Annotated in this window: 20 protein-coding genes and 1 pseudogene; 16 read left to right on the plus strand and 5 right to left on the minus strand. The window is 70.0% G+C overall.

Annotation, left to right across the window (positions count from 1 at the left end; genetic code table 11):
• The first annotated feature begins 130 nt into the window (after positions 1–130).
• The 7 genes from ABD932_RS41625 (at position 131) to ABD932_RS41655 (ending at position 10,000) form a co-directional block, all read left to right on the plus strand.
• A complete protein-coding gene (locus ABD932_RS41625; RefSeq protein ID WP_345021429.1) occupies positions 131–1,972 on the plus strand; it encodes an APC family permease in 1,842 nt (613 codons plus the stop codon).
• A 243-nt stretch (positions 1,973–2,215) separates the two neighbouring features.
• A complete protein-coding gene (gene kdpF / locus ABD932_RS41630; RefSeq protein ID WP_016434100.1) occupies positions 2,216–2,305 on the plus strand; it encodes a K(+)-transporting ATPase subunit F in 90 nt (29 codons plus the stop codon).
• 8 nt (positions 2,306–2,313) lie between these two features.
• Entirely contained in the window at positions 2,314–3,978 is a 1,665-nt protein-coding gene (gene kdpA, locus ABD932_RS41635) for a potassium-transporting ATPase subunit KdpA (protein ID WP_345021430.1), read from the plus strand.
• Entirely contained in the window at positions 3,975–6,110 is a 2,136-nt protein-coding gene (gene kdpB / locus ABD932_RS41640) for a potassium-transporting ATPase subunit KdpB (protein ID WP_345021432.1), read from the plus strand. Before kdpA ends, kdpB begins: the two co-directional genes overlap by 4 nt.
• A gap of 24 nt (positions 6,111–6,134) precedes the next feature.
• Positions 6,135–6,767, plus strand: a complete 633-nt coding sequence (locus ABD932_RS41645; protein WP_345021434.1) for a potassium-transporting ATPase subunit C — start codon at positions 6,135–6,137, stop codon at positions 6,765–6,767.
• Positions 6,768–6,770: 3 nt separating this feature from the next.
• Positions 6,771–7,454, plus strand: a complete 684-nt coding sequence (locus tag ABD932_RS41650) for a response regulator (RefSeq protein WP_345021436.1) — start codon at positions 6,771–6,773, stop codon at positions 7,452–7,454.
• Positions 7,455–7,456: 2 nt separating this feature from the next.
• On the plus strand, positions 7,457–10,000 hold the full coding sequence (locus ABD932_RS41655; protein WP_345021438.1) for a sensor histidine kinase: 2,544 nt from the start codon (positions 7,457–7,459) through the stop codon (positions 9,998–10,000).
• Between the two features lie 409 nt (positions 10,001–10,409).
• On the opposite strand, the gene ABD932_RS41660 is transcribed toward ABD932_RS41655, so the two are convergent.
• Positions 10,410–10,655 (minus strand): universal stress protein, encoded by a 246-nt coding sequence (locus ABD932_RS41660; protein ID WP_345021440.1) that lies wholly within the window; start codon positions 10,653–10,655, stop codon positions 10,410–10,412.
• A 295-nt stretch (positions 10,656–10,950) separates the two neighbouring features.
• Here ABD932_RS41660 and ABD932_RS41665 point away from each other — a divergent pair, with 295 nt between their 5' ends.
• The 7 genes and pseudogenes from ABD932_RS41665 (at position 10,951) to ABD932_RS41695 (ending at position 18,190) form a co-directional block, all read left to right on the plus strand.
• Positions 10,951–11,412 (plus strand): SAV_915 family protein, encoded by a 462-nt coding sequence (locus ABD932_RS41665; protein ID WP_345021442.1) that lies wholly within the window; start codon positions 10,951–10,953, stop codon positions 11,410–11,412.
• Positions 11,413–11,426: 14 nt separating this feature from the next.
• Positions 11,427–12,764 (plus strand): diaminopimelate decarboxylase, encoded by a 1,338-nt coding sequence (gene lysA / locus ABD932_RS41670; protein WP_345021444.1) that lies wholly within the window; start codon positions 11,427–11,429, stop codon positions 12,762–12,764.
• Between the two features lie 266 nt (positions 12,765–13,030).
• A pseudogene (locus ABD932_RS44190) lies at positions 13,031–13,820 on the plus strand (beta-xylosidase family glycoside hydrolase); the annotation flags it as partial.
• A 154-nt stretch (positions 13,821–13,974) separates the two neighbouring features.
• On the plus strand, positions 13,975–15,270 hold the full coding sequence (locus ABD932_RS41680; protein WP_345021592.1) for an extracellular solute-binding protein: 1,296 nt from the start codon (positions 13,975–13,977) through the stop codon (positions 15,268–15,270).
• Between the two features lie 6 nt (positions 15,271–15,276).
• Complete coding sequence (locus ABD932_RS41685) at positions 15,277–16,275, plus strand: carbohydrate ABC transporter permease (protein ID WP_345021446.1); 999 nt, start codon at positions 15,277–15,279, stop codon at positions 16,273–16,275.
• A 59-nt stretch (positions 16,276–16,334) separates the two neighbouring features.
• Positions 16,335–17,099, plus strand: a complete 765-nt coding sequence (locus ABD932_RS41690) for a carbohydrate ABC transporter permease (RefSeq protein ID WP_345021594.1) — start codon at positions 16,335–16,337, stop codon at positions 17,097–17,099.
• A gap of 56 nt (positions 17,100–17,155) precedes the next feature.
• The gene (locus ABD932_RS41695; protein WP_345021448.1) at positions 17,156–18,190 is read left to right on the plus strand and encodes an endo-1,4-beta-xylanase; all 1,035 of its coding nucleotides are present in this window, start codon (positions 17,156–17,158) and stop codon (positions 18,188–18,190) included.
• Between the two features lie 165 nt (positions 18,191–18,355).
• Here ABD932_RS41695 and ABD932_RS41700 read toward each other — a convergent pair whose 3' ends face one another.
• Both ABD932_RS41700 and ABD932_RS41705 read right to left on the minus strand, forming a co-directional pair.
• On the minus strand, positions 18,356–18,562 hold the full coding sequence (locus ABD932_RS41700) for a DUF5999 family protein (RefSeq protein ID WP_345021450.1): 207 nt from the start codon (positions 18,560–18,562) through the stop codon (positions 18,356–18,358).
• Between the two features lie 432 nt (positions 18,563–18,994).
• Entirely contained in the window at positions 18,995–19,597 is a 603-nt protein-coding gene (locus ABD932_RS41705; protein ID WP_126389888.1) for a hypothetical protein, read from the minus strand.
• Between the two features lie 585 nt (positions 19,598–20,182).
• Between ABD932_RS41705 and ABD932_RS41710 the strand changes: the two genes are divergently transcribed.
• Positions 20,183–21,700, plus strand: coding sequence for a glutamate-cysteine ligase family protein (locus ABD932_RS41710; RefSeq protein WP_345021453.1), 1,518 nt, complete (start codon positions 20,183–20,185; stop codon positions 21,698–21,700).
• A gap of 32 nt (positions 21,701–21,732) precedes the next feature.
• Here ABD932_RS41710 and ABD932_RS41715 read toward each other — a convergent pair whose 3' ends face one another.
• The gene (locus tag ABD932_RS41715) at positions 21,733–22,035 is read right to left on the minus strand and encodes a hypothetical protein (protein WP_345021455.1); all 303 of its coding nucleotides are present in this window, start codon (positions 22,033–22,035) and stop codon (positions 21,733–21,735) included.
• Positions 22,036–22,181: 146 nt separating this feature from the next.
• Here ABD932_RS41715 and ABD932_RS41720 point away from each other — a divergent pair, with 146 nt between their 5' ends.
• Complete coding sequence (locus ABD932_RS41720) at positions 22,182–22,982, plus strand: CPBP family intramembrane glutamic endopeptidase (RefSeq protein ID WP_345021457.1); 801 nt, start codon at positions 22,182–22,184, stop codon at positions 22,980–22,982.
• 76 nt (positions 22,983–23,058) lie between these two features.
• Here ABD932_RS41720 and ABD932_RS41725 read toward each other — a convergent pair whose 3' ends face one another.
• Positions 23,059–23,868 carry a PhzF family phenazine biosynthesis protein gene (locus ABD932_RS41725; protein WP_345021459.1) on the minus strand — a complete coding sequence of 270 codons (810 nt, stop codon included), beginning with the start codon at positions 23,866–23,868 and terminating at the stop codon, positions 23,059–23,061.
• Positions 23,869–23,911: the final 43 nt, after the last annotated feature.

Consider the following 23,911-nt stretch of genomic DNA (forward strand, 5'->3'; position numbering starts at 1 on the left):
AGGACGGCCGCGTACGCGCGAAGAACGCGCAAGGAGCCGACGGGAACGACGAGTTCGGGACAGAACCTTGGTCAGTCACGCGCGGCGTCTCGCGCGTGGCTGCTCGTCCGTACGAAGGAGCACGTATCCCATGTCCGTCCTGACCGCCACGCCCGGGGCGACCCCCGCAGACGAGGAACCGCCCGATACCGGCGAACGGCACCGGCTCACCGCCGTCACGGGCCTCGCCGCCCTGTCCCTGGACGCCATGGCGTCGGTGGCCTACGGGCCCGAGGCGATCGTCCTGGTGCTGGCCGCGGCCGGTGCCCACGGCCTCGGGTTCACGCTGCCGGTCACCCTCGCCATCGCCACGCTGCTGGCGGTGCTGGTCGCCTCGTACCGACAGGTGATCGCGGCTTTCCCGGACGGCGGCGGCTCCTACGCCGTGGCGAAGACACACCTGGGCCGACGCACGAGCCTGGTCGCGGCGGCCTCGCTGGTCCTGGACTACGTGCTCAACGTCGCCGTAGCCGTCACGGCCGGTGTGGCGGCCCTGACCTCCGCCTTCCCGGCCCTCTATGACGACCGGCTGTGGCTGTGCCTGGCCGTGCTCGCGCTGATCACGGCGGTGAACCTGCGGGGCATCGTCGAGTCGGCGAAGGCCTTCATCGCGCCGACCGCCATATTCGTCGGCTCCATCTTCGTGCTGATCGTCGTCGGCCTGTTCCGGTCCGCGCCGGTGAGCACCGAGGCCGCCGCGGGGCACGCCTCGGTCCTCTCCGCCGACGCCACCACCGTGGGCGCCCTGCTCCTGCTGAAGGCATTCGCGTCGGGCTGCTCCGCCCTCACCGGCGTCGAAGCCATCGCCAACGCCGTCCCGTCCTTCCGCGTCCCGCGCGTCAAGCGCGCCCAGCGGGCGGAGATCGCCCTCGGCGCGGTCCTCGGCGTGATGCTGATCGGCCTGTCGGTGCTGATCTCCCGCTTCCATCTCCAGCCGGTCGACGGCGTCACCGTCCTCGCCCAGCTCGCGGACGCCTCCTTCGGCCACAACTGGGCGTTCTACGTCATCCAGTTCGCGACGATGATCCTGCTCGCCCTGTCCGCGAACACCTCCTTCGGCGGCCTGCCCGTGCTGCTGAAGCTGCTCGCCCGCGACAACTACCTGCCGCACGTGTTCGCGCTGAAGGCCGACCGGCAGGTGCACCGGCACGGCGTACTGGCCCTTGCGGCCGTCTCCACCGCGCTGATCCTCTTCTCGGGCGGCGACACCAACACGCTCGTCCCGCTCTTCGCCATCGGCGTCTTCGTCGGCTTCACCATCGCGCAGGTGGGCATGGTCCGGCACTGGCGTCTCCAGAGGGGCCCCGGGTGGCGCGGCAAGGCCCTGCTCAACGGCTTGGGCGGGCTGCTGACCGGCGTCTCGGCCGTCGTCGTCACCGCGACCAAGTTCGAGGAGGGCGCCTGGCTGATCGTGATCGCCCTGCCCCTGCTCGTGATGGCCTTCGAGACCGTGCACCGCGCCTACACCCGGATCGGTGAGCGCCTCGGCCTGGGCCGTATCCCCGAGCACCCGCACCGCGACCGCTCGGTCGTGGTCGTGCCGGTCTCCTCGCTGTCCCGGCTCACCTCGGAGGCGCTCACCGCCGCCTCCTCGCTGGGCGACGAGGTCCGTGCGGTCATCGTCTGCCACCCCGACCCCGAGGACCGGGCCGCACTGCACGCCCTGGAGCGCTCCTGGACCGAGTGGGACCCCGGCGTGCCCCTGGTCCGGCTGGCCGGCGAGCGCCGCTCCCTGGGCCGCCCCATCGCCGCGTACGTCCGTGACGTCATGGCCGCCGAGCCGGCCACCCGGGTCACCGTGCTCATCCCGGAGACCGAGCCCGAGCGCGTGTGGCAGCGGCTGCTGCAGAACCAGCGGGGCGCGATCGTCGCGCATGCCGTCCGCAGGGAGACGGACGCGGTGATCTGCCGGTTGCGGTTCCGCTTGTTCTGACCCCGGGCCCGTCTGTCAGCTGCGGCGATCGTGCCGCCGTATGAGTTCCGTCAAAGGCGTGCAGCGGGCCGTAAGGGAGCCGTCAACGGCGCTCGATTCCGGCCACGAAGGCTGTTTCCTCTAACCGTCCCTGTCCGACCGAACCTCACTCCAGGAGCTCACGGTGGCCGATCTGGCCTTCGTCGTCACCACGATCGCGGCCTTCGCGCTGGTGGCCTTCGTCGCCAAGGGGGTGACGAAGCTGTGACCGCCGAGAACATCGTCGGCCTCGTCGTGGCCGTCGCCCTGCTGGGCTATCTCGTCCTCGCCCTGATCTTCCCGGAGAGGTTCTGAGACAAGAGATGGGTCCCGTCCTCGCCGGTGCGCTCCAGCTGCTCGCTCTGATCGCAGCCCTGGCGCTCGCCTACAAACCCCTTGGCACCCACATGGCCAAGGTCTACTCCTCCGACCAGCACTGGCGCGTCGAGAAGTGGATCTACAAGGGCATCGGCGCCAACCCCGACACCGAGATGCGCTGGACCGCGTATCTGCGCGGCGTTCTCGCCTTCTCCGTCGTCGGCGTCCTCTTCCTCTATCTGCTGCAGCGGCTGCAGGGCGTGCTGCCCGGTTCGCTGGGCTTCGCGGCCATCGACCCGGACCAGGCGTTCAACACAGCCGTGTCCTTCGTGACGAACACCAACTGGCAGTCGTACTACGGCGAGCAGGCCATGGGCCACGTCGTGCAGACCGCCGGTCTGGCCGTGCAGAACTTCGTCTCCGCGGCCGTCGGTATCGCGGTGGCGGTCGCTCTCGTACGAGGCTTCGCCCGGTCCCGCACCGGTGAACTCGGCAACTTCTGGGCCGACTTGGTGCGCGGTGTCGTACGCATCCTGGTGCCGGTGGCCTTCGTCGCGGCGATCGTGCTCGTGACGTGCGGCGCGATCCAGAACTTCTCCGGCATCCATGAAGTGGGTCAGTTCATGGGCGGCTCGCAGCAGTGGAACGGCGGCGCGGTCGCCTCCACCGAGGCCATCAAGGAGCTCGGCACCAACGGCGGAGGCATCTTCAACGCCAACTCCGCCCACCCCTTCGAGAACCCCACCCCGCTCTCGAACCTCTTCGAGATCTTCCTGATCCTCGTCATCCCGTTCTCGCTGACCCGCACCTTCGGCCTCATGGTCGGCTCGGTCAGGCAGGGCTACGCGATCCTCGCCACCATGGCCACCATCTGGCTCGGCTTCACGGCCCTGATGATGTGGACGGAGTTCGCCCACCACGGTCCGGCGTTCGACATCGCCGGCGGGGCGTACGAGGGCAAGGAGGTCCGCTTCGGCATCGGCGGCTCGTCGATCTTCGCCACGGCGACCACCCTCACCTCGACCGGCGCGGTGAACTCCTTCCATTCCTCCTTCACCGGCCTCGGCGGCGGCATCACCATGCTCGGCATGATGCTGGGCGAGATCGCGCCCGGCGGTACCGGCTCCGGCCTCTACGGCATGCTGATCATGGCGATCATCGCGGTGTTCATCGCCGGTCTGATGGTCGGCCGTACCCCTGAGTACCTGGGCAAGAAGATCGGTACCCGGGAGATCAAGCTGGCGGCCTGCTACATCCTGGTCACCCCGGCGCTGGTACTCGTCTTCACCGCCTTCGCGATGGCGCTGCCGACCCCGGCGAACTCCATGACCAACAGCGGGGCGCACGGGTTCTCCGAGATCCTGTACGCCTACACGTCCGCCTCCAACAACAACGGCTCGGCCTTCGCCGGTCTGAACGCGGACACGCAGTGGTTCAACACCACCCTGGGCCTGTGCATGCTGCTCGGCCGCTTCGTGCCGATGGTGTTCGTGCTGGCGCTGGCCGGCTCGCTCGCCGAGCAGAAGCCGGTGCCGGCCACGGCAGGCACGCTGCGCACCGAAAAGCCGCTGTTCACCGGGTTGTTGGTGGGCGCGATCCTCATCATCACCGGTCTGACGTACTTCCCGGCCCTGGCGCTGGGCCCGCTGGCCGAGGGGCTGGCCTCATGACCACCGACGTAACGAAGACCGACGTAAAGAAGCAGGACTCCATGTCCACACCCACCCTTGCGCCGCACCAGGACGCGCCGACGGGGCACAAGTCCCCCGAAGGCCGTGTCGGCGCGGGCCTCTTCGACCCGAAGCAGCTGGTCAAGTCGCTGCCGGACGCCTTCCGCAAGCTCGACCCGCGGGTGCTGGTCAAGTCCCCCGTGATGTTCGTGGTGTGGATCGGCTCCGTCCTGACCACCGTCTTCTCCTTCAAGGACCCGGGCGACTGGTTCGGGTGGACCATCAGCGCCTGGCTGTGGCTGACCGTGATCTTCGCCAACCTGGCGGAGGCCGTCGCCGAGGGCCGCGGCAAGGCCCAGGCCGACACGCTGCGCAAGGCCAAGACCGACACGGTGGCGCGCCGGCTCGACGGCTGCGTCGAAGAGCGCGTGCCGGGCACCGAGTTGAGGATCGGCGACCTGGTCGTCTGCGAGGCGGGCGACATCATCCCGGGTGACGGTGACGTCGTCGAGGGCGTCGCGTCCGTCGACGAGTCGGCGATCACCGGTGAGTCGGCCCCCGTCATCCGGGAGTCCGGCGGCGACCGCTCGGCGGTCACCGGCGGTACGAAGGTCCTCTCCGACCGCATCGTCATCAAGATCACGACGAAGCCGGGTGAGACCTTCATCGACCGGATGATCAACCTGGTCGAAGGCGCCGCGCGGCAGAAGACGCCCAACGAGATCGCGCTGAACATCCTGCTGGCCTCGCTGACGATCGTCTTCCTGCTGGCCTGTGCCACGCTGCCGCCGTTCGCGGACTACGCGGGCACGCACCTGACGATGGTCGTGCTGGTCGCCCTGCTGGTCTGCCTGATTCCCACGACCATCGGTGCCCTGCTCTCCGCGATCGGCATCGCGGGCATGGACCGACTGGTGCAGCGCAACGTCCTGGCGATGTCGGGCCGCGCGGTCGAGGCCGCCGGTGACGTCTCCACGCTGCTGCTCGACAAGACCGGCACCATCACGCTCGGCAACCGCCAGGCATCGGAGTTCGTGCCGGTGAGCGGCACCACCGAGGCCGAAGTGGCCGACGCCGCCCAGCTCTCCTCGCTGGCCGACGAGACACCCGAGGGGCGTTCGATCGTCGTCCTGGCGAAGGAGAAGTACGGACTGCGCGAGCGGCACCAGGGCGAGCTGGTCGGCGCCGAGTGGATCGCGTTCACCGCCCAGACCCGGATGTCCGGCGTGGACGTCGACGGACGCAAGATCCGCAAGGGCGCGGCCGGTTCGGTCATCGCCTGGGTCCAGGAGCAGGGCGGCACGGTCGCCGAGGACGCGGACGCCGTCGCCAACCGGATCTCCGAGGCGGGCGGCACGCCGCTGCTCGTCGCGGTGGAGGACGCGGACGGTGCCCGGATCCTGGGCGTCATCCACCTCAAGGACGTCGTCAAGGACGGCATGCGCGAGCGGTTCGAGGAGCTGCGCCGCATGGGCATCAAGACCGTCATGATCACGGGTGACAACCCGCTGACCGCCAAGGCGATCGCCGACGAGGCGGGCGTCGACGACTTCCTCGCGGAGGCGACTCCCGAGGACAAGATGGCGCTGATCAAGCGGGAGCAGGCGGGCGGCAAGCTCGTCGCGATGACCGGTGACGGTACGAACGATGCGCCCGCTCTCGCGCAGGCCGACGTCGGCGTGGCCATGAACACCGGTACGTCGGCCGCCAAGGAGGCCGGCAACATGGTCGACCTCGACTCGAACCCGACCAAGCTCATCGAGATCGTCGAGATCGGCAAGCAGCTGCTGATCACCCGCGGCGCGCTGACCACGTTCTCCATCGCCAACGACGTCGCGAAGTACTTCGCGATCATCCCGGCGCTGTTCGCGGCCGTCTACCCGGGTCTGGACAAGCTCAACATCATGGGCCTGTCCTCGCCGGACTCGGCGATCCTGTCCGCGGTCATCTTCAACGCGCTGATCATCATCGCGCTGGTGCCGCTGTCCCTGAAGGGCGTGCAGTACCGGCCGGTCAGCGCGGACCGCATGCTGCGGCGGAACCTCACCGTCTACGGACTGGGCGGTCTGGTCGCCCCCTTCATCGGCATCAAGCTCATCGACCTGCTCATCTCCCTCATCCCCGGGCTGTAACTTTCCAAAGGCGTGCTGATCCCCATGAACAACTCGGTTACGAACACGGCCCGGCTGCTCGGGGCGGGCCTGCGCGCCCTCCTCGCGCTGACCCTGGTGACCGGCGTCATCTATCCGCTGGTGGTCACCGGCATCGCCCAGGGGCTGTTCCACAACAAGGCGAACGGCTCGGAGGTCAAGGCGGACGGCAAGGTCGTCGGCTCCTCCCTGATCGGCCAACAGGGCTACAGCCTGGACTACTTCCAGCCTCGGCCGGCCAACGGACTGGGGGAGAACTCGGTCAACACCCAGTACAAGCTGATCCTGTCCGGCGCCACCAACCGTTCCGGCGACAACGCCGAGCTGATCAAGTGGGTGAAGGAGGCCAAGGCCAAGGTCGTCAAGGAGAACTCCACCGCGGACTACAAGGTCGAGCCGTCCGACGTGCCCGCCGACGCGGTGACGTCCTCCGGCTCCGGCCTCGACCCGGACATCTCGCCGTCCTACGCCGAACTCCAGGTCCACCGCGTCGCCGAGCGCAACGACCTGCCCGTCGCCCAGGTGCGCAAGCTGGTGGACGAGCACACCGAGGGCCGCACGCTCGGCTTCATCGGCGAGCCGCGTGTGAACGTCCTCGAACTCAACATCGCGCTCAAGGAACTGACCAAGGACAACTGAACGATGACCCGGGTGCTGGTCGTGGAAGACGACCCACAGCTTGTCCGAGCACTCGTGATCAACATGCAGGCCCGCCGGTTCGGAGTGGACGCGGCGCCCGACGGCGCCACGGCCCTCCGGCTGGCGGCCGCGCGGCAGCCGGACGTGGTGATGCTCGACCTCGGCCTCCCCGACATGGACGGGGTCGACGTCATCCGGGCTCTGCGCGGCTGGTCCCGTGTGCCGATCGTGGTGCTGTCGGCCCGTCAGGCCTCCGTCGAGAAGGTGGCCGCTCTCGACGCGGGAGCCGACGACTACGTCACCAAGCCGTTCAGCATGGACGAGCTCATGGCCCGGCTGCGGGCCGCCGTCCGCCGTACCGAGGAGTCTTCGCTCGCCCTCGGGACGACCCGGGTGGAGACGGCCGGGTTCACCGTCGACCTGCTGGCCAGGAAGGTCGTACGGGCCGGACGCGACGTGCGCCTCACCCCGACCGAGTGGCATCTGCTGGAGATCCTGGTGACCAATCCCGGGCGCCTGATCACCCAGAAGCACCTCCTGCAGGAGGTCTGGGGCGTGTCCCGCAGCGGCAAGACCAACTACCTGCGGGTCTACATGGCCCAGTTGCGCCGCAAACTCGAGGCGGACCCCTCGCACCCCCGCTATCTCATCACCGAACCCGGCATGGGTTACCGCTTCGAAGGGTGAACATGGCACGCGGCAAGCTTCGGATCTACCTCGGTGCGGCACCGGGCGTCGGCAAGACGTACGCGATGCTGTCCGAGGGGCACCGGCGGGTGGAGCGCGGCACCGACTGCGTGGTCGCGTTCGTGGAGCACCACGGCCGGCCGCGCACCGAGGTGATGCTGCACGGTCTGGAGCAGATCCGGCGCAAGGAGCTGGAGTACCGGGACACCTCCTTCACCGAGATGGACATCGACGCCGTCCTGGCCCGCCGGCCCAGGGTGGCGCTGGTCGACGAGCTGGCCCACACCAACATCCCCGGCTCGCGCAACGCCAAGCGCTGGCAGGACGTGGAGGAGTTGCTGGCGGCCGGGATCGACGTGATCTCGACCGTCAACATCCAGCACCTGGAGTCACTGGGCGACGTCGTCGAGTCGATCACCGGTGTACGGCAGCAGGAGACGGTGCCGGACGAGGTGGTGCGCCGGGCCGACCAGGTCGAGCTTGTCGACATGTCGCCCCAGGCGCTGCGGCGGCGGATGGCGCACGGCAACATCTACAAGCCGGACAAGGTCGACGCGGCCCTGTCGAACTACTTCCGCCCCGGGAACCTCACCGCGCTCAGGGAATTGGCCCTGCTCTGGGTGGCGGACCGGGTCGACGAGTACCTCAACGCGTACCGCAGCGAGCACGAGGTCTCGACGATCTGGGGTTCCCGGGAGCGGATCGTGGTCGGGCTGACCGGTGGCCCGGAGGGCCGGACCCTGATCCGGCGGGCCGCCCGTCTCGCCGAGAAGGGCGCCGGCGGTGAGGTGCTCGCCGTCTACATCGCCAGCAGCGACGGGCTGACGTCCTCGTCGCCGAAGGAACTGGCCGTGCAGCGCGGCCTGGTCGAGGACCTCGGGGGCACCTTCCACCACGTCGTCGGCGACGACATACCCGTGGCCCTGCTGGACTTCGCACGCGGGGTGAACGCCACCCAGATCGTGCTCGGTGTCTCCCGCCGCAAGAGCTGGCAGTACGTCTTCGGGCCCGGCGTCGGCGCCACGGTCGCCCGTGACTCGGGCCCCGACCTCGACGTGCACCTGATCACCCACGACGAGGCGGGCAAGGGCCGCGGACTGCCCGGGCCCCGCGGCGCGCGCCTCGGCCGGTCCCGGATCACCTGGGGCTGGCTGGTCGCTGTGCTCGGCCCGGCCGCCCTCACCGTGCTGCTGACGCACGTCGCCCCCGAAGTCGGCCTCGCCAACGACATGTTGCTGTACCTGTCGCTGACGGTCGCCGCGGCACTCCTCGGCGGCCTGCTGCCGGCGCTGGCCTCCGCGGTGGTCGGTTCCCTGCTGCTGAACTGGTACTTCACCCCGCCGGTCCACACGCTGACCATCGCCGACCCGAAGAACATCGTCGCCATCGCGATCTTCATCGGCGTCGCCGTGTCGGTGGCCTCCGTGGTGGACCTGGCGGCCCGTCGCACCCACCAGGCGAACCGCCTGCGTGCCGAGTCGGAGATCCTGTCCTTCCTCGCCGGGAACGTGCTGCGCGGCGAGACCAGCCTGGAGGCGTTGCTGGAGCGGGTCCGGGAGACCTTCGGCATGGTGTCGGTGGCGCTGCTGGAACGGGAGAGCGACGTCGACCCGTGGACCTGCGCGGGCAGCGTGGGCCCCCGGCCCTGCCAGAACCCCGACGACGCGGAGGTGGACGTGCCGGTCGGCGACCACATGTCCCTGGCGCTGACCGGCCGGGTACTGCCCGCCGAGGACCGCCGGGTTCTCGCCGCCTTCGCCGCGCAGTCCGCCGTCGTCCTGGACCGCCAACGCCTCCGGCACGAGGCCGACCAGGCCAAGGAACTGGCCGAGGGCAACCGCATCCGTACGGCCCTGCTCGCCGCGGTGAGCCACGACCTCCGTACCCCTCTGGCCGGCATAAAGGCATCGGTCTCCTCCCTCCGGTCCGACGACGTGGCCTGGTCCGAGGAGGACGAGGCCGAGCTGTTGCAGGCGATAGAGGAGGGCGCCGACCGGCTCGACCACCTCGTCGGCAACCTGCTGGACATGTCGCGCCTGCAGACCGGCACGGTCACACCGCTGATCAGGGAGATCGACTTGGACGAGGTGGTGCCGATGGCGCTGGGCGGGGTTCCCGAGGGCAGTGCGGAGCTGGACATCCCGGAGACGCTGCCCATGGTCGCCGTGGACAAGGGCCTGTTGGAGCGGGTCGTCGCCAACGTCGTCGAGAACGCCGTCAAGTACAGCCCGCGGGACGAGCCGGTGCTGGTCTCCGCCAGCGCCATCCGCGACCGCGTCGAGGTCCGTGTGGTCGACCGCGGGCGCGGCGTCCCGGACGAGGCCAAGGAACGCATCTTCGAGCCCTTCCAGCGTTACGGCGACTCCCCGCGCGGCGCGGGCGTAGGCCTCGGCCTCGCGGTCGCCCGCGGTTTCGCCGAGGCGATGGGCGGCACGATCAACGCGGAGGACACACCTGGCGGCGGGCTGACCATGGTGCTGAGCCTGCGGATGGCGCAGGGGAGACGGCCGGGGGAGTCGGAGGCGTCGGCTGCGGTGGGTTCGTAGCGGCTGGATCTGGGCGAGGCCAGGGGGTTGGCGGGGTCGCGCGCCGCCTCGGGGGCTTATGAGGGCGTCGGGGCTGCGCGCCGTCTCGGGGCGCATGAGGGCGGTGTGCCGGTGTGGGCCGTGGGTTGGCCTGCCGGTGCGTCATGCCGATGGCGGGTGTGGGGCTGTGCGGAGCGGCAGGCGCGGCAGTGACCTGCAGGATCGGTCGGCGGGTGCGTTCGGCGAGGGTCGGTTGGTAGGTGGGCGGCCGGGGTTGGTCAGGTCGACGGGAGGTGTGTCGTCGGCGACTGTTCGCTGAACGTCACGTCGGTGGGTCTTGCGGTCGGCGACCTCCACCAGGGCACGCCCCGGGGTGCCGGGAGCCACCAGGGCGCACATCCACACGCCGGGCCCGCAGGCACCGAAGACATCAGCGAGGAGGCCCCACCAGGCGCTCGCGTGCCAGCTCCTGCCACTCATGGACCAGCAGGCTCGTCCCAGGACCCCGCCGCGAGGCGAGTTCACCGCCCGGCGGCTGCCAGGCCGGCACCGGCCACAGTTCGGCACCACGCCGCCGCGCCTCGTCGGCGGCCCGGGACAGCGCGGTGAGGCTGCCCAGGGAGCCGCTCACGCCCACCACGACCCGTGCGGTCGCGGGGCCGTCGGAACAGGACATGTCTTCACCGTTCTTCTCTTCACGGGGTTCTCTCCCATCACACCCCCGATGGTCGGCCCTCAGCCAGCCCGAGCGGCCCTTCTTGGCGCACCTCTGACGGCCGTTGCCCCGGTCGGACGCCCCGTGTCAGCATCCCGTCAGCGTCCGGGCCATCGCCGTCAGCATCGCGTCATGAGGGGTCCGAAACTCCGGGGCGTCGGGCATAGCGTCAGTGGCAAGCCCCGGTCCGCCTCCCCGCGTCCGGGGCCGTCAAGCAACTCGCCCGACCCACCTCGGATCCTCCCGGAGGCATCCCATGGCAGACATCCTGTCCGACGAAGACCCGGAGCCCTCTGATCGGTCCCCGGCCGGCCCTCTCTACGTTCCGGTCCGGCCGGGACAGGCCGCCTGCGCGGCCCGCCTCTTTCGCACACCGATCGGTGACCGCACGGCCGTGGGGTTCACCTCCCAGCGGAAACTCACCGCGACCCTCGGCCCCGACCAGCCCTGGATCCGGCTCGCCGAGCCGGCCCTGCGCTCCCTGACCGCACCGCTCGGCGTCACCACCGTCACGGTGGACCCCCAGTTCTGCGCGCCCGCCCCGGCCCCGACCCTGGCCCCGCCCCCGGTCCCGGCCACGCCGTCCGCCGCGGAGCCCGCCCGGCAGCACTCCGGCCCCCGTTTCCGTCAGGGCGCCTGGGACCCCCAGGCCGTCGGAGCGCTGCGCGTGACCGGCGCTGCGGCGATCGTCTCCGCACTCGCGATGTGGATCGGCTGAAGGGGTACGGCACGATGACCACGCTTCACGAACCCGCGGTGACCGCCGTCCCGGCCGACGCTCTCTCGGTGTGGCCCGCCTCGGCCGTCGAGCCCCGCGAGGGTGAGATCACCGTCGGCGGCGTACCGCTCGCCGAGGTCGCCGACCGTTTCGGCACGCCCGTCTACGTCATCGACGAGGACGAGGTCCGCGAGCGCTGCCGCACCTACCGGCACGTCTTCCCCGACGCCGACATCCTGTACGCGGCCAAGGCGTTCCTGTGCCGGGCGATGGTCCACTGGGTGGACGAGGAGGGCCTCGGCCTGGACGTCTGCTCGGCCGGTGAGCTGGAGCTCGCCGTCACCACCGGCTTCCCGCCGGAGAACATCGTGCTGCACGGCAACGCCAAGTCCCCGCGTGACCTCGACACCGCCCTGCGCCTCGGAGTCGGCCGCATCGTCATCGACAGCCCCTCCGAGATCGCCCGGCTGGCCGCGGCGGTCGGACCCGACGGCCACCAGAAGGTGATGGTCCGCGTCGTGCCCGGCATCAGCGCCGGCGGCCACGAGAAGATCCGCACCGGCACCGAGGACCAGAAGTTCGGCCTGTCGATCTCCGACGGCTACGCGCAGTACGCCATCGCCCGGATCCTGGACCAGCCGCAGCTCGAACTGACCGGTCTGCACTGCCACTTGGGATCGCAGATCACCAGTACCAAGCCCTATCTGGCGGCCGTACGGCGCATCGTCGGGCTCATGGCCCGGCTGAAGGAACAGCACGGCCTGGCCCTGCCCGAACTCGACCTCGGCGGCGGCCACGGCATCGCCTACCGCCCGGGCGAACCCGCCCTGGACCTCACCACCTTGGCCCGCAAGGTGCGTGCCGAACTGGTCGAGGCGTGCGCGGCGGCGGGGCTCACCGTGCCCCGACTCATCATCGAACCGGGGCGGGCGATCGCGGGTCCGGCGGGGATCGCGCTCTACCACGTCCTCGCCGTCAAGCGCACCGGCGCGCACACGTACGTCGCCGTCGACGGCGGCATGAGCGACAACCCGCGGCCCGCCCTGTACGGCGTCCGGTACGCGCCCCGTCTGGTCGGCCGGCACAGCACCGCAGCCCCGGCCCCGGTCACCGTGGTGGGCCGCCACTGCGAGGCGGGCGACATCGTCGCCGCCGACGTCGAACTCCCCGAGGACATCCGTCCCGGAGACCTGCTCGCCGTCCCGGTCGCCGGCGCCTACCACCTGTCCATGGCCTCCGGCTACAACATGGTCGGCCGCCCGCCGGTGGTCGCCGTCGACGACGGCCAGGCCCGGCTCCTGATCCGCCGCGAGTCCCTGGAGGACATCCGCAGCCGCGACGTGGGCCTGTAACCCGCGCCCCGGCCCCGACCCACCTCCGGACGAACCAGGCCCCGATCCACCTCCGGACGGAAGCGCCCCCCAGCCGCCTCCGGACGAGAGACCGCCCGACCTCGTCCGGAGGTGCCGCGGTTCCCGCACCCTTGTCGCGTCCCGTGCGCCCCCTTACAGTCCGCTCCGTAATGTTCGTCCATCGAGCCGAATGTTTCGACCCACCCTGCGGAGGGCTGACGCACATTCGCGACCTCGTGCGCTGGCGGCAGATCGGCAACGTGCTCGGCAACTGCTGGTGCGCCGTCGCCGGTGTCCGGGTGGCCCGTATCGACCCCTCGACGGGAAGGTGCTCGAAGGTCCCTTCCCGGTGAGTCCGGGACAGGCATGCGGCATCCCGAGGCGCCGCACCTCTACCGCGTACGGCGGTTGGTGGTACCTGATGCTCGCCGAGGGCGGCGCGGCCCTCGGTCACAGTGCCTGCGTCGCCCGCGCCCGCTCCCCGAGCGGCCCCTACGAGCCGGCCCGCGCCAACCCCGTCCCCTCCCACCGCAGCACCCGACGGCACCTGATGGATGGCGCCGGCGGCCTGGCATCCCCTCGAACCGCCCCCCCGCGGGACGACTTCGGCGCCGCGATCCTGGCGCCGTACCGGATCTCCCCGCACCGTCGGCCGGAGGGCTCGTGGTCGCTGAGCGAACGGCCGGGACGGCTCACCCTGCCCGCCACCGGCGACAGCCTCGACCGGCCGGGACACGCCTTCGTCGGGCGCCGCCGGCACCACCCCGACTGCCGGTTTGAGGCTCGTTCTGGAACCCGGAACGGGCCGCGCCGGACTGCCCGTTCGCCTGGACGAGGCCCATCACTACGACCTCGAGGTCGGCGGGCCCGACACGATCGCCCTCGCGATCGACAGCCCTTCAGGAGCCGTACGACTCGCTGAACTCGACGGCCACCATGTGTCCACGCAGGCGGCCCGGCGGCTTCACCGGCCGGGTGGTCGGCATGTACGTCACCGAGGGCAGTGCGGCCTTCGACTGGTTCGGGTACGTCCCCGAAGAGCCGCCCAGGCCGTGACAGTTGGCGGCAGATTCACCGCGTACAAGGGGTTGCCACCGTTTGGCAGCTGTCTCTAGGGTGCGGCAGCAACGAAGCTTTCTGGATCTCTTCCGAAACTTTCGGTTCCAGTGGACGGTCAAGGACGGGCCGTCCCGTACCCAAGGAGCGCATGATGGGCGACCCGGGACTGTCCCGCCGCGGCTTCCTGGCGGCCTCCGCCGCGGCCGGTGTGGGCATGACGGCACTGAGCGGTTGCGGCGGCGACTCGGAGGGAGGGTCGTCGGACGGCACGACCACCGTCGAGTGGTGGAACATCTCCACCACCGAGCCGACGAAGGGGGTCTGGGCGGCGCTGGCCAAGAAGTTCGAGGCCCAGAACCCCAACGTAAAGATAAAGATCGTCCAGTTGGAGAACGACGCCTACAAATCCAAGATGACGGCGCTGATCGCCTCCGGGAAGCTGCCCGACATCTTCCACACCTGGGGCGGCGGTGTCCTCAAGCAGCAGGTCGACGCCGGGCTCGTCGAGGACCTCACCGACCGGACGAAAGATTTCGCCGACGGCCTGCTGCCGGTCGCGAAGGAGCCGTACATCCTGGACGAGAAGGTGTACGGCATCCCGTTCGACATCGGCATGATCGGTTTTTGGTACAACAAGGCGCTCTTCAAGGACGCGGGCATCAGCGAACCGCCGACGACCTGGAGCGGATTCCTCGACGCCGTACGGGAGTTGAAGGCCAAGGGCACCATCCCGCTCGCCCTGGCCGGCAAGGAGAAGTGGCCCGGCATGTACTACTGGGCCTATCTCGCCATGCGCACCGCGGGCGCGTCCGCCCTCCAGAAGGCCTACGACGACAAGGACTTCACCGGCGACGCCTTCGTCGAGGCCGGTCAGCATCTCCAGGAACTCGTCGACCTCCAGCCGTTCCAGAAGGGCTTCCTCGGCGCCGCGTACTCCACGCCCACCGGCCAGGCCGCGGCCGTCGGCAACGGCAAGGCGGCGATGGAGCTCATGGGCCAGTGGGCACCCGTCGTCCAGGCCGACGCCGGCAAGGGCCTCGGTGACGACCTCGGCTTCTTCCCGTTCCCGGCGGTCGACGGCGGCAAGGGCGCCATCACCGAGGTGTTCGGCGGAGGCGGCGGACACGCCCTGCGCAGCGGCGCTCCACAGGCCGCCGTCGACTTCCTGAAGTTCTTCGCCTCGGAGGCGACGGACGTGGAACTGGTCAAGAAGACCGGCATCCTCCCGGTGCTCCCGGCGGCCGAGAGCGCCATCGTCGACCCCAACATCAAGGCCGTACAGGCGCAGTTGAAGGCCGCCACCGGCTTCCAGCTCTATCTCGACCAGGCGTACGCGCCCGCCGTCGGCCAGGAGGTCAACGACAGCGTCGCCGCACTCATCGCCGGGTCCAAGTCGCCTCAGCAGGTCGCCGAGTCGATCACGCAGACCGCGAAGGAAGAGCAGTAGCCGGCGATGACCTCCACGTTCCTTCCGGACAAGCGGACCGGACCCGACGTCGACCTCCCGCCCCCGTCCACCGGCGCCGCACGGGGGCGGGCCCGGCGGCGCGCGCTGCACTGGCTCACCGCGGTCGGCTTCCAGGTGCCCGCGCTGGTGCTGTTCATCATCCTGGTGCTGTTGCCGATCCTGTTCGCGCTGTACGCGGCCTTCTTCCGCTGGGGCGGCTTCGGCATGCCGTCGGACTACGTCGGCGCCGACAACTTCACGCGGCTCCTCGACGACCCGGTCTTCCTGGGCGACCTGTGGCGCTGCTTCGTCCTGGTCGCCCTGTCCCTGGTGCTCCAGCTGCCGTTCGCGCTGGCCCTGGCCGTCGCCCTCAACCAGCGGATCCGCGGCCGGGCCGTCTACCGGATGCTGTTCTTCGCGCCGTACGTGCTGTCCGAGGCCATCACCGGCGTCCTGTTCAGCATGATCTTCGCCCCCGACGACGGACTTGCCGACCGGATCCTCGGCGGGATCGGCCTGGACGGTCTGGGCGGGGAGTGGTTCGCCGACCCCTCCATGGTCATGGCCACCCTGTTCCTGGTCATGACGTGGAAGTACTTCGGCTTCCACATGATGCTCTACCTGGCCGGACTCCAGTCCATCCCGCGGGAGTTGACCGAGGCGGCGCTGATCGACGGCGCCGGACCCTGGCAGCGCTTCCGCAGCGTCACCCTGCCGCTGCTCGCGCCCACCCTGCGCATCAGCGTCTTCCTGTCGGTCATCGGGTCGATCCAGTTGTTCGACCTGGTGTGGGTGGTCACCCAGGGCGGCCCCGACCACCACTCCGAGACCATGGCCGTGACCCTGTTCCAGTACGGCTTCAAGCGCTACCAGGTCGGCTACGCCAGCGCGATCAGCGTGGCCATGTTCGGCATCAGCCTCGTCTTCGCCCTCGCCTACCAGCGGTTCGTGCTGCGGCGCGACCTCGAAGGGGCCACCACCACGATGAGGGGGGACGGCAAGTGAGCCGCAAGACCCTGAGGAACCTGCCCCTGCACGTGGTCCTCGTCGCCGTCGGCGCGGTGATGGCCGTACCCCTGCTCTACGCCCTCTTCTCCGGCTTCAAGTCCACAGACCAGCTCTCCGGCAACCCGGTCGGGCTGCCCGACCCCTGGGTCGGCGGCAACTACACCGGCATCCTCGGCTCGGGCGACTTCTGGCGGCTGCTCGGCAACAGCACGCTGATCGCCGTCGCCACGACCGTCCTCGTCGTCGCGGTGTCCGCGCTCTCGGCGTTCTCCTTCGCCCGGTTCGCCTTCCGCGGGCGGGAGTTGCTGTTCACGCTGTTCACGATGGGGCTGATGTTCCCCTTCGCGGTGGCGGCGCTGCCCCTGTTCCTGCTGCTGCGCTCCATGGGCCTGCTGGACAACCCGCTGGGCGTGATCCTGCCGCAAGCCGCCTTCGGGCTGCCGATGACGATCATCATCCTGCGCGGGTTCTTCCGGCAGATCCCGGGCGAGCTGGAGGAGGCGGCCACGCTCGACGGGTGCGGTCCGCTCGGGTTCTTCTGGCGGGTCCTGCTGCCCATGGCACGGCCCGCGCTGGGCACGGTCTCGGTCCTCGCCGTCGTCACCAGCTGGAACAACTTCTTCCTGCCCCTCCTGGTGTTCACCGACTCCACGTGGTGGACCCTGCCCATCGGCGTCCAGCAGTTCCAGGGCCAGTACTCGGCGGACTACGCCCGCGTCTTCGCCTATCTGGTGCTGGCCATGGTCCCCGCTCTCGCCTTCTACTCGGTCGCCGAGCGCCAGCTCGTCGGCGGCCTCACCGCCGGTGCCACGAAGGGATGACCCGCGCCGGGGGTTCGTACGGCTCGCCCACACATCCGCACGTGAGGAGTCGCACCATGCGCAAGAACCGTCTCAGACTCGCCGGTGTTCTCGCGGCCGTCCTGGTCGCCGTCACCGGCCCCGCCGCCCAGGCCCATGACAAGCCGCCCACTCTCGCCGACCTCGCCGAGCGTCACGGCCGCTACTTCGGCAGCGCGACCGACAACCCCGAACTCGTCGACGAGCCGTACAAGGCTCTTCTCGGCAGCGAGTTCGACCAGATCACCCCCGGCAACGGCATGAAGTGGTACGCCACCGAACCCCAGCAGGGCGTCTTCGACTTCACCGAGGGCGACGAGATCGTGAACCTCGCCCGCGCCAACCACCAGAAGGTGCGCGGCCACACCCTCGTCTGGCACAGCCAGTTGCCCGGTTGGCTCACCGGCCGCGAGTGGACGGCGACCGAGCTGCGGGCCGTACTGAAGAAGCACATCCAGACCGAGGTACGGCACTACCGGGGCAAGGTCTTCGCCTGGGACGTCGTCAACGAGGCGTTCAACGAGGACGGCACGTACCGCGAGACGATCTTCTACAAGACGCTCGGCCCCGGCTACATCGCCGACGCCCTGCGCTGGGCCCGTCAGGCCGACCCCAAGGTCAAGCTCTACCTCAACGACTACAACATCGAGGGGATCGGCCCGAAGAGCGATGCCTACCACAACCTGGCCAAGGAGCTGAAGGCGCAGCGTGTCCCGCTCGACGGCATCGGCCTCCAGGCCCACCTGGCACTCCAGTACGGCTATCCGACCACCCTGGAGGACAACCTCCGCCGGTTCGCCGAGCTGGGCCTGGACACCGCGCTCACCGAGGTCGACATCCGGATGATCCTGCCCGCGACCGAGGAGAAGCTGGCCCAGCAGGCCGAGTGGTACGCGGACCTGACCGACGCCTGCCTCGCGGTGCGCCGCTGCGTCGGCATCACCGTCTGGGACTACACCGACAAGTACAGCTGGATTCCGGCGTTCTTCGAGGGCCAGGGCGCCGCGCTGCCGTGGGACGAGCAGCTCCGGCCGAAGCCGGCGTACTACGCGATCAGGGAGGCGCTGAGGTAGGCAGGAGGCAGGGCGATCGGGGCGCTACGCTGAGTGACCGCCGCTGAACGCACGTGGGGGCCGGCTCGCAGTCAGGGTCTGCGACCGGCCCCTGGAGGAACGCCGGGCGTCCGTCGGTCCGCCCGGTGGTGCAGGGCCTCTCCGGCGCGATCCGCCGGGCAGGCGTTATGCGGCGGTTACCACCTTGCCGGTGCCATGCGGACGGTGCGGGGCGATGATCCGGCCGTCCGGCAGGAGCTCACCGGTGTCCTCGAAGAGCAGAACACCGTTGCACAGCAGGCTCCACCCCTGCTCCGGGTGGTGCGCCACGAGACGGGCGGACTCCCGGTCGGCGGAGCTGGCTGAGGGGCACGATGGCTGGTGCTGGCACATGGATGGGATCTTTCGCTCTGTCGTGATGTGTGAGATGGCTGTGGTGTCTGTTTCGCGGCGTGAAGACTCGTTCATGGCCGCCCCCCGTTTGATAAGTCGGTCGGAACCCAGTGTTGCCCCACGGGCGTCAATCCGCAGGGATTTCGCGGCACCGCTTTCTTACAGATTGATGACGCATCCCGAGCGCCGACGGTTCATCCCAACTCCACGGTCACTTCGGATGGTTCGCCGTGGTCGGATAGGGCTAGTCCGGTCGAGCCGGGACCTTGCGAGGCTCATTCGAGCGCATTCTCGCTCGTACGAGTTATTTACGGTTCGTCCGTGCGTGTTTTGTTGTTCTCCGATACGAGCCTAATCCCGCCGCCGAACAGGCGCGTACCCCGCTGCCCGGAAGTGGGCGGCAGGGTACGGAGGCGCTCGCGCGGTGCGCTGTCAGGCGGGTGAGCCGAGCAGCGGAGGCAGCGGAGGCAGGGGAGCCGGGGTCGCCCGGTGGGTGAGCACCGGGAGCAGTTCGGCGACCCGGTGCGGCCGGTGGGACGCGATGCCGGGCGGGGCCGGGGCCAGCGGGATGAGGATGTCCGTGGCGTCGGGGTGGCCGACGGCGCCGTCCGCGGTGCAGTCGCCGTGCAGCCACAGGGTGAGCATGTAGAGGCCGGGGAACGAAAGCAGCCGTGGCTGGAAGGGTTGCTGGATCGTCTCGGCCTGGCGCAGCGCACGCTCCGTGGAGGCGATGTACGGGCCCTCGAAGAAGTGCGAGAAGGCCCAGCCGTCGGGGGTCAGCCGGGTCTCGGCGGCGGCCACCGCGCGTTCGCCGCAGTGGATCAGGAAGCGCCAGCCGGCCAGCCGGGTCGCGGCCACGCCCGCCGGGGTGATCTCGTCCACGACATGGACGGGCAGCGGGAGTTCGGGGGTGGCGGGTCCCTGGGCTGCGCGCAGGGAGGGTGTTCGGGCCTCGCGGACCGCGGTGGGTGAACCGAGTGCGGTGAGGACGGAGCGAAGTGCGGGCGCGGGAGCCGGGGGAACATGCAGCGGCATGGTGGGTCGCCTCTCATTCGACAGGCACGGTGGCGCGAGGGCGGGGCGGGGCGGGGGCGGACGGCGCTGTCTGCTCACGGAGGTCAGAGAGGCGGGGGCCTGGGTCAGGGATCGCGAGGGGGGTGAGTGGGGCCTGCCGTACGTCACCTGACGGCAGGTCCTGGGACCTCGGGCGCCAACCCTCTGCCTTGATTGCGGAGTTTATACGACGAGTGTTCAGACGGTGTTTCGTCTAACCGCTTTTGGTGCACCCGGCAAGGGTTCATTCGGTCGCGGATATGCGGGAATCATCCCGATTCCCGGCCGGTCATACGTCGATGACCTCGAAAAATGCCACGGCCGCGGTCGGCCAATTCTCGTCGGCGTTTTTCACGAGTTCGCGGGCCGTCCGAAACTGCACCGTGCCGCATGCCTGGTGAATGTGCCACCGGTTCCCGCCGACAGCCTAGCGGGCGCCGCACCCGTGCGGGACGTTATCGATCGCTTCGGCTGGGCATCATCCCACCTGACCCAGGAGACCGGCGGCCGGATCCGGGGCCCGCGCGGCGGGCAACAGGGCCCGCCCAACCGAGGAGGGAAGCTTCGATGGGGGAGAAGGTCGTGGCAGGTCGGTTCGATCTGTCCGATCGCCAGCGCTACCGCGAGAAGCTGCGGCAGTGCCTGACGGGCCTGGAGCGGCTGCTGGAGGAGAAGCGGTTCGACCGCCCCAAGAACCTCATGGGGCTGGAGATCGAATTGAACCTCACCGGCGCCGACGGGATGCCGAAAATGCTGAATGCTCAGGTGTTGGAGCGGATCGCGAGTCGTGATTTCCAAACAGAACTCGCCATGTTCAATCTGGAAGTCAACATTGCCCCACACCGATTGCAGGGGCGGGTATTCGACGGACTGGCCGAGGAACTCCGTACGTCGCTGGCATATGCCGACCGAAAAGCGGGTGAGGTCGACGCGGGAATCGTGATGATCGGCATTCTGCCGACCCTCGACCGGGACGACCTGGTCTCCTCGAACCTCTCCGCCGTCGACCGCTACACCCTCCTCAACGACCAGATCGTGGCCGCCCGCGGCGAGGACTTCACGCTCGACATCGACGGCGTGGAACGCCTGACCTGCACCTCGAAGTCCATAGCCCCCGAAGCCGCCTGCACCTCCGTGCAGCTGCACCTCCAGGTCACCCCGGGCCGCTTCGCCGACGTGTGGAACGCGGCGCAGGCGATCGCGGCCGCCCAGGTCGCGGTGGGCGCCAACTCGCCCTTCCTCTTCGGGCGCGAGCTGTGGCGCGAGTCCCGCCCCCCGCTGTTCCAGCAGTCCACCGACACCCGCCCGCCCGAGCTCCAGGCCCAGGGCGTACGGCCGCGGACCTGGTTCGGGGAGCGGTGGATCACCTCGGCGCACGACCTCTTCGAGGAGAACCTGCGCTTCTTCCCGGCCCTGCTGCCGATCTGCGACGACGAGGACCCGCTCGACGTCCTCGACTCCGGCGGCACACCGACGCTCGCCGAACTCGTCCTGCACAACGGCACCGTGTACCGCTGGAACCGCCCGGTCTACGGCATCGCCGACGGCGTCCCGCACCTGCGCGTGGAGAACCGCGTACTACCCGCCGGGCCCACCATCACCGACGTCATCGCCAACGCGGCCTTCTACTACGGCGTCGTCCGCGCCCTCGCGGAGGAATCGCGGCCCGTGTGGACCCGGCTGCCCTTCGAGGCGGCGGCCGCCAACTTCGACGAGGCCTGCAAGCACGGCATCGACGCCCGGCTGCGCTGGCCTCGGCGCGGGCGGTACGGCGGGACGACCGAGGTCGACGCGGTGAGCCTCGTACGCGACGAACTGCTGCCGCTGGCCGAGGTCGGCCTGGACGCGTGGGGAGTCGAGCCGGCCGACCGGGATCTCTACCTGGGCGTCATCGAGGAGCGATGTCGACGGCGCATGAACGGCGCGTCCTGGCAGGCGGCTACCTTCCACCGGGCACTGGAGTCCGGGATGGCCCGGGACGCGGCACTGGCGGCGACGACGCGGCGGTACCGGGAGCTGATGCATCGCGGGGACCCGGTGCACACGTGGCCGGTGGGACTGCTGGAGCCGGTGCCGTTGGGGTGACGGACGGGTGGACCGGCGAGAGGGGGGTCTCGTCAGCCCTGCTCACCCGGTGATGCCGCGTCCACGATCGCCTTGAGGATCACCGAGTGGATGCGCGAGATCGCCGAGCACCGCCGACAGCCGGTCACGCTGCGTGCCCTCGCCCCTTCGGGGACGGCGGCCGCTCGGTCGGTGGGCCCTAGCTCGGGGCCGGAGGCGTCGCGCGCCGGTGTGTCCAGGACCTGCCCGTCACCGCCGGCCACGTCGCGCAGACCGGCGTCGGCCGGCTCGAGCCAGCCGTACGTCTTCCCTGGTCGGCCCAGCGGCATCGCGACCGCCACCGTACGGCGGCGCATGCGGCGACGAGGCCCGCGTCGACGGGGGTCGCCGATGCCCGCCCCATACTGATCGGGCAAGCTGTGACGTCCCATGACGGTGGTGCCCCTCCCTATTGCTGTGGGGCAGCGACGGGGATGAGGCGGGATTACTCAAGGAGGCAGGTGTGCAGGGCGAGGCAGGCCCCGTGGCCGATTCTTTTCCGCACGAGCGGCCGTCGCGTCGGATCTTCCGTGATGAGACGCTGCTTGTTCTGGCGCTCTCGCTCGGTGCGAGCGGTGTGTCCGCCCTGATCAGCTTTGTCGGATCGGTCACCAAGCCCGGGGGACTCAAGGACCAGGCGGCCACCCTCAACGCCTCGGCCGCGCCGGGCCGTCCCTGGCTGGATCTCGCCTGGCAGCTCTTCGGGATCACCACCGCGCTGGTGCCCGTCGCGCTCGTCGCGCACTTCCTGCTGCGCGAGGGGGAGGGCCTGCGCACCCTCGGCTTCGACCGCACCCGGCCCTGGCTGGACCTCGGCCGTGGCGCGGCGATCGCGGCCGTGATCGGCAGCACCGGAATCGCCTTCTACCTGCTGGCCCGAGGGCTCGGCTTCAACCTCACGGTGGTGCCCGAGGCGCTGCCCGACGTGTGGTGGAAGTACCCGGTGCTGATCCTGTCGGCGATGCAGAACGCGATCCTGGAAGAGGTCATCGTCGTCGGCTATCTGCTGCGCAGGCTCGGCCAGTTGGGCTGGACGCCGGGCACCGCGCTGGTGGCCAGTTCCGTACTGCGCGGCTCGTACCACCTCTACCAGGGCATCGGCGGCTTCCTGGGCAACATGGCGATGGGCGTGGTGTTCGTGTACCTGTACCGGCGTTGGGGCCGGGTGGGCCCGCTGGTGGTGGCACATTCCCTGCTCGACATAGGGGCGTTCGTGGGATACGCGCTGCTGGCCGGGAAGGTGGGCTGGCTGCCGACGGCGTGAGCCCGGTCGCCGGAGGGCGTGCAAGGGGGCGTACGACGGTCTCGTACGCCCCCTTTGTCGTGCCTGGCCGGCCCGCCTAGGCGATCAACTCCCCCTCGATGACGGTCACCGCGCGCCCGCTCAGCAGGGTGCGGTCGCCGCGGAGTTCCGTGCGGACCCGGCCGGAGCGACGGGAGGCCTGCAGGCCGGTGAGTTCGGCCCGGCCGAGGCGCTCGGACCAGAAGGGGGCGAGGGCGGTGTGGGCGCTGCCGGTGACCGGGTCCTCGTCGATGCCGACGTTCGGGAAGAAGCAGCGGGAGACGAAGTCGTATCCGCGGGTGGGGTCCTCGGCGCGGGCGGTGGCGATGATGCCGCGCCGCGAGTAGGCGCCGAGGGCCTTGAGGTCCGGGGCGAGGGCGTGCACCGTCTTCTCGTCGGCGAGTTCGAGAAGCAGGTCGCCGACGTTCGGGCCGGTGTCGAAGGCGGTGAGCGACTCGGCGCCCAGCGCCCGCGCGACACCGTCCGGGACCTCGACCGGCGTGAGCGGGGCGGTCGGGAAGTCGAGTGTGACGGAGCCGTCCTCGCGGGGCGTGGCGACGAGCACGCCGCTGCGGGTGGCGAACCGCACGGGGCCCTCGTGCGCGCCGGTGCTGTGCAGCACATGGGCCGTGGCGAGCGTGGCGTGCCCGCACATCGCCACCTCGGCGACGGGAGTGAACCACCGCAGCGCCCAGTCGGCCTCCCCGCCCTCGGGCAGCCGGTGAGCGAACGCCGTCTCGGCGTGGTTGACCTCCATGGCCACGTTCTGGAGCCAGTCGTCCTCCGGGAAGCCGTCCAGGAGCAGGACCCCGGCCGGGTTGCCGGCGAAGGGCCGGTCGGTGAAGGCGTCGACGATTCGAATCCGCATGGCGTCGACGCTAGGGGGTGCGGGGAGCGGGCGGCCAAGGCCA

The sequence above is a fragment of the Streptomyces shaanxiensis genome, assembly GCF_039537145.1.
Taxonomy (GTDB): domain Bacteria; phylum Actinomycetota; class Actinomycetes; order Streptomycetales; family Streptomycetaceae; genus Streptomyces; species Streptomyces shaanxiensis.

Coding starts and splice junctions, on each gene's coding strand:
- ABD932_RS41625 (WP_345021429.1), top strand. CDS start 131: ATGTCCGTCCTGACCGCCACGCCCGGGGCGACCCCCGCAGACGAGGAA.
- kdpA (WP_345021430.1), top strand. CDS start 2,314: ATGGGTCCCGTCCTCGCCGGTGCGCTCCAGCTGCTCGCTCTGATCGCA.
- kdpB (WP_345021432.1), top strand. CDS start 3,975: ATGACCACCGACGTAACGAAGACCGACGTAAAGAAGCAGGACTCCATG.
- ABD932_RS41645 (WP_345021434.1), top strand. CDS start 6,135: ATGAACAACTCGGTTACGAACACGGCCCGGCTGCTCGGGGCGGGCCTG.
- ABD932_RS41650 (WP_345021436.1), top strand. CDS start 6,771: ATGACCCGGGTGCTGGTCGTGGAAGACGACCCACAGCTTGTCCGAGCA.
- ABD932_RS41655 (WP_345021438.1), top strand. CDS start 7,457: ATGGCACGCGGCAAGCTTCGGATCTACCTCGGTGCGGCACCGGGCGTC.
- ABD932_RS41660 (WP_345021440.1), bottom strand. CDS start 10,655: ATGTCCTGTTCCGACGGCCCCGCGACCGCACGGGTCGTGGTGGGCGTG.
- ABD932_RS41665 (WP_345021442.1), top strand. CDS start 10,951: ATGGCAGACATCCTGTCCGACGAAGACCCGGAGCCCTCTGATCGGTCC.
- lysA (WP_345021444.1), top strand. CDS start 11,427: ATGACCACGCTTCACGAACCCGCGGTGACCGCCGTCCCGGCCGACGCT.
- ABD932_RS41680 (WP_345021592.1), top strand. CDS start 13,975: ATGGGCGACCCGGGACTGTCCCGCCGCGGCTTCCTGGCGGCCTCCGCC.
- ABD932_RS41685 (WP_345021446.1), top strand. CDS start 15,277: ATGACCTCCACGTTCCTTCCGGACAAGCGGACCGGACCCGACGTCGAC.
- ABD932_RS41690 (WP_345021594.1), top strand. CDS start 16,335: ATGGCCGTACCCCTGCTCTACGCCCTCTTCTCCGGCTTCAAGTCCACA.
- ABD932_RS41695 (WP_345021448.1), top strand. CDS start 17,156: ATGCGCAAGAACCGTCTCAGACTCGCCGGTGTTCTCGCGGCCGTCCTG.
- ABD932_RS41700 (WP_345021450.1), bottom strand. CDS start 18,562: ATGTGCCAGCACCAGCCATCGTGCCCCTCAGCCAGCTCCGCCGACCGG.
- ABD932_RS41705 (WP_126389888.1), bottom strand. CDS start 19,597: ATGCCGCTGCATGTTCCCCCGGCTCCCGCGCCCGCACTTCGCTCCGTC.
- ABD932_RS41710 (WP_345021453.1), top strand. CDS start 20,183: ATGGGGGAGAAGGTCGTGGCAGGTCGGTTCGATCTGTCCGATCGCCAG.
- ABD932_RS41715 (WP_345021455.1), bottom strand. CDS start 22,035: ATGCGCCGCCGTACGGTGGCGGTCGCGATGCCGCTGGGCCGACCAGGG.
- ABD932_RS41725 (WP_345021459.1), bottom strand. CDS start 23,868: ATGCGGATTCGAATCGTCGACGCCTTCACCGACCGGCCCTTCGCCGGC.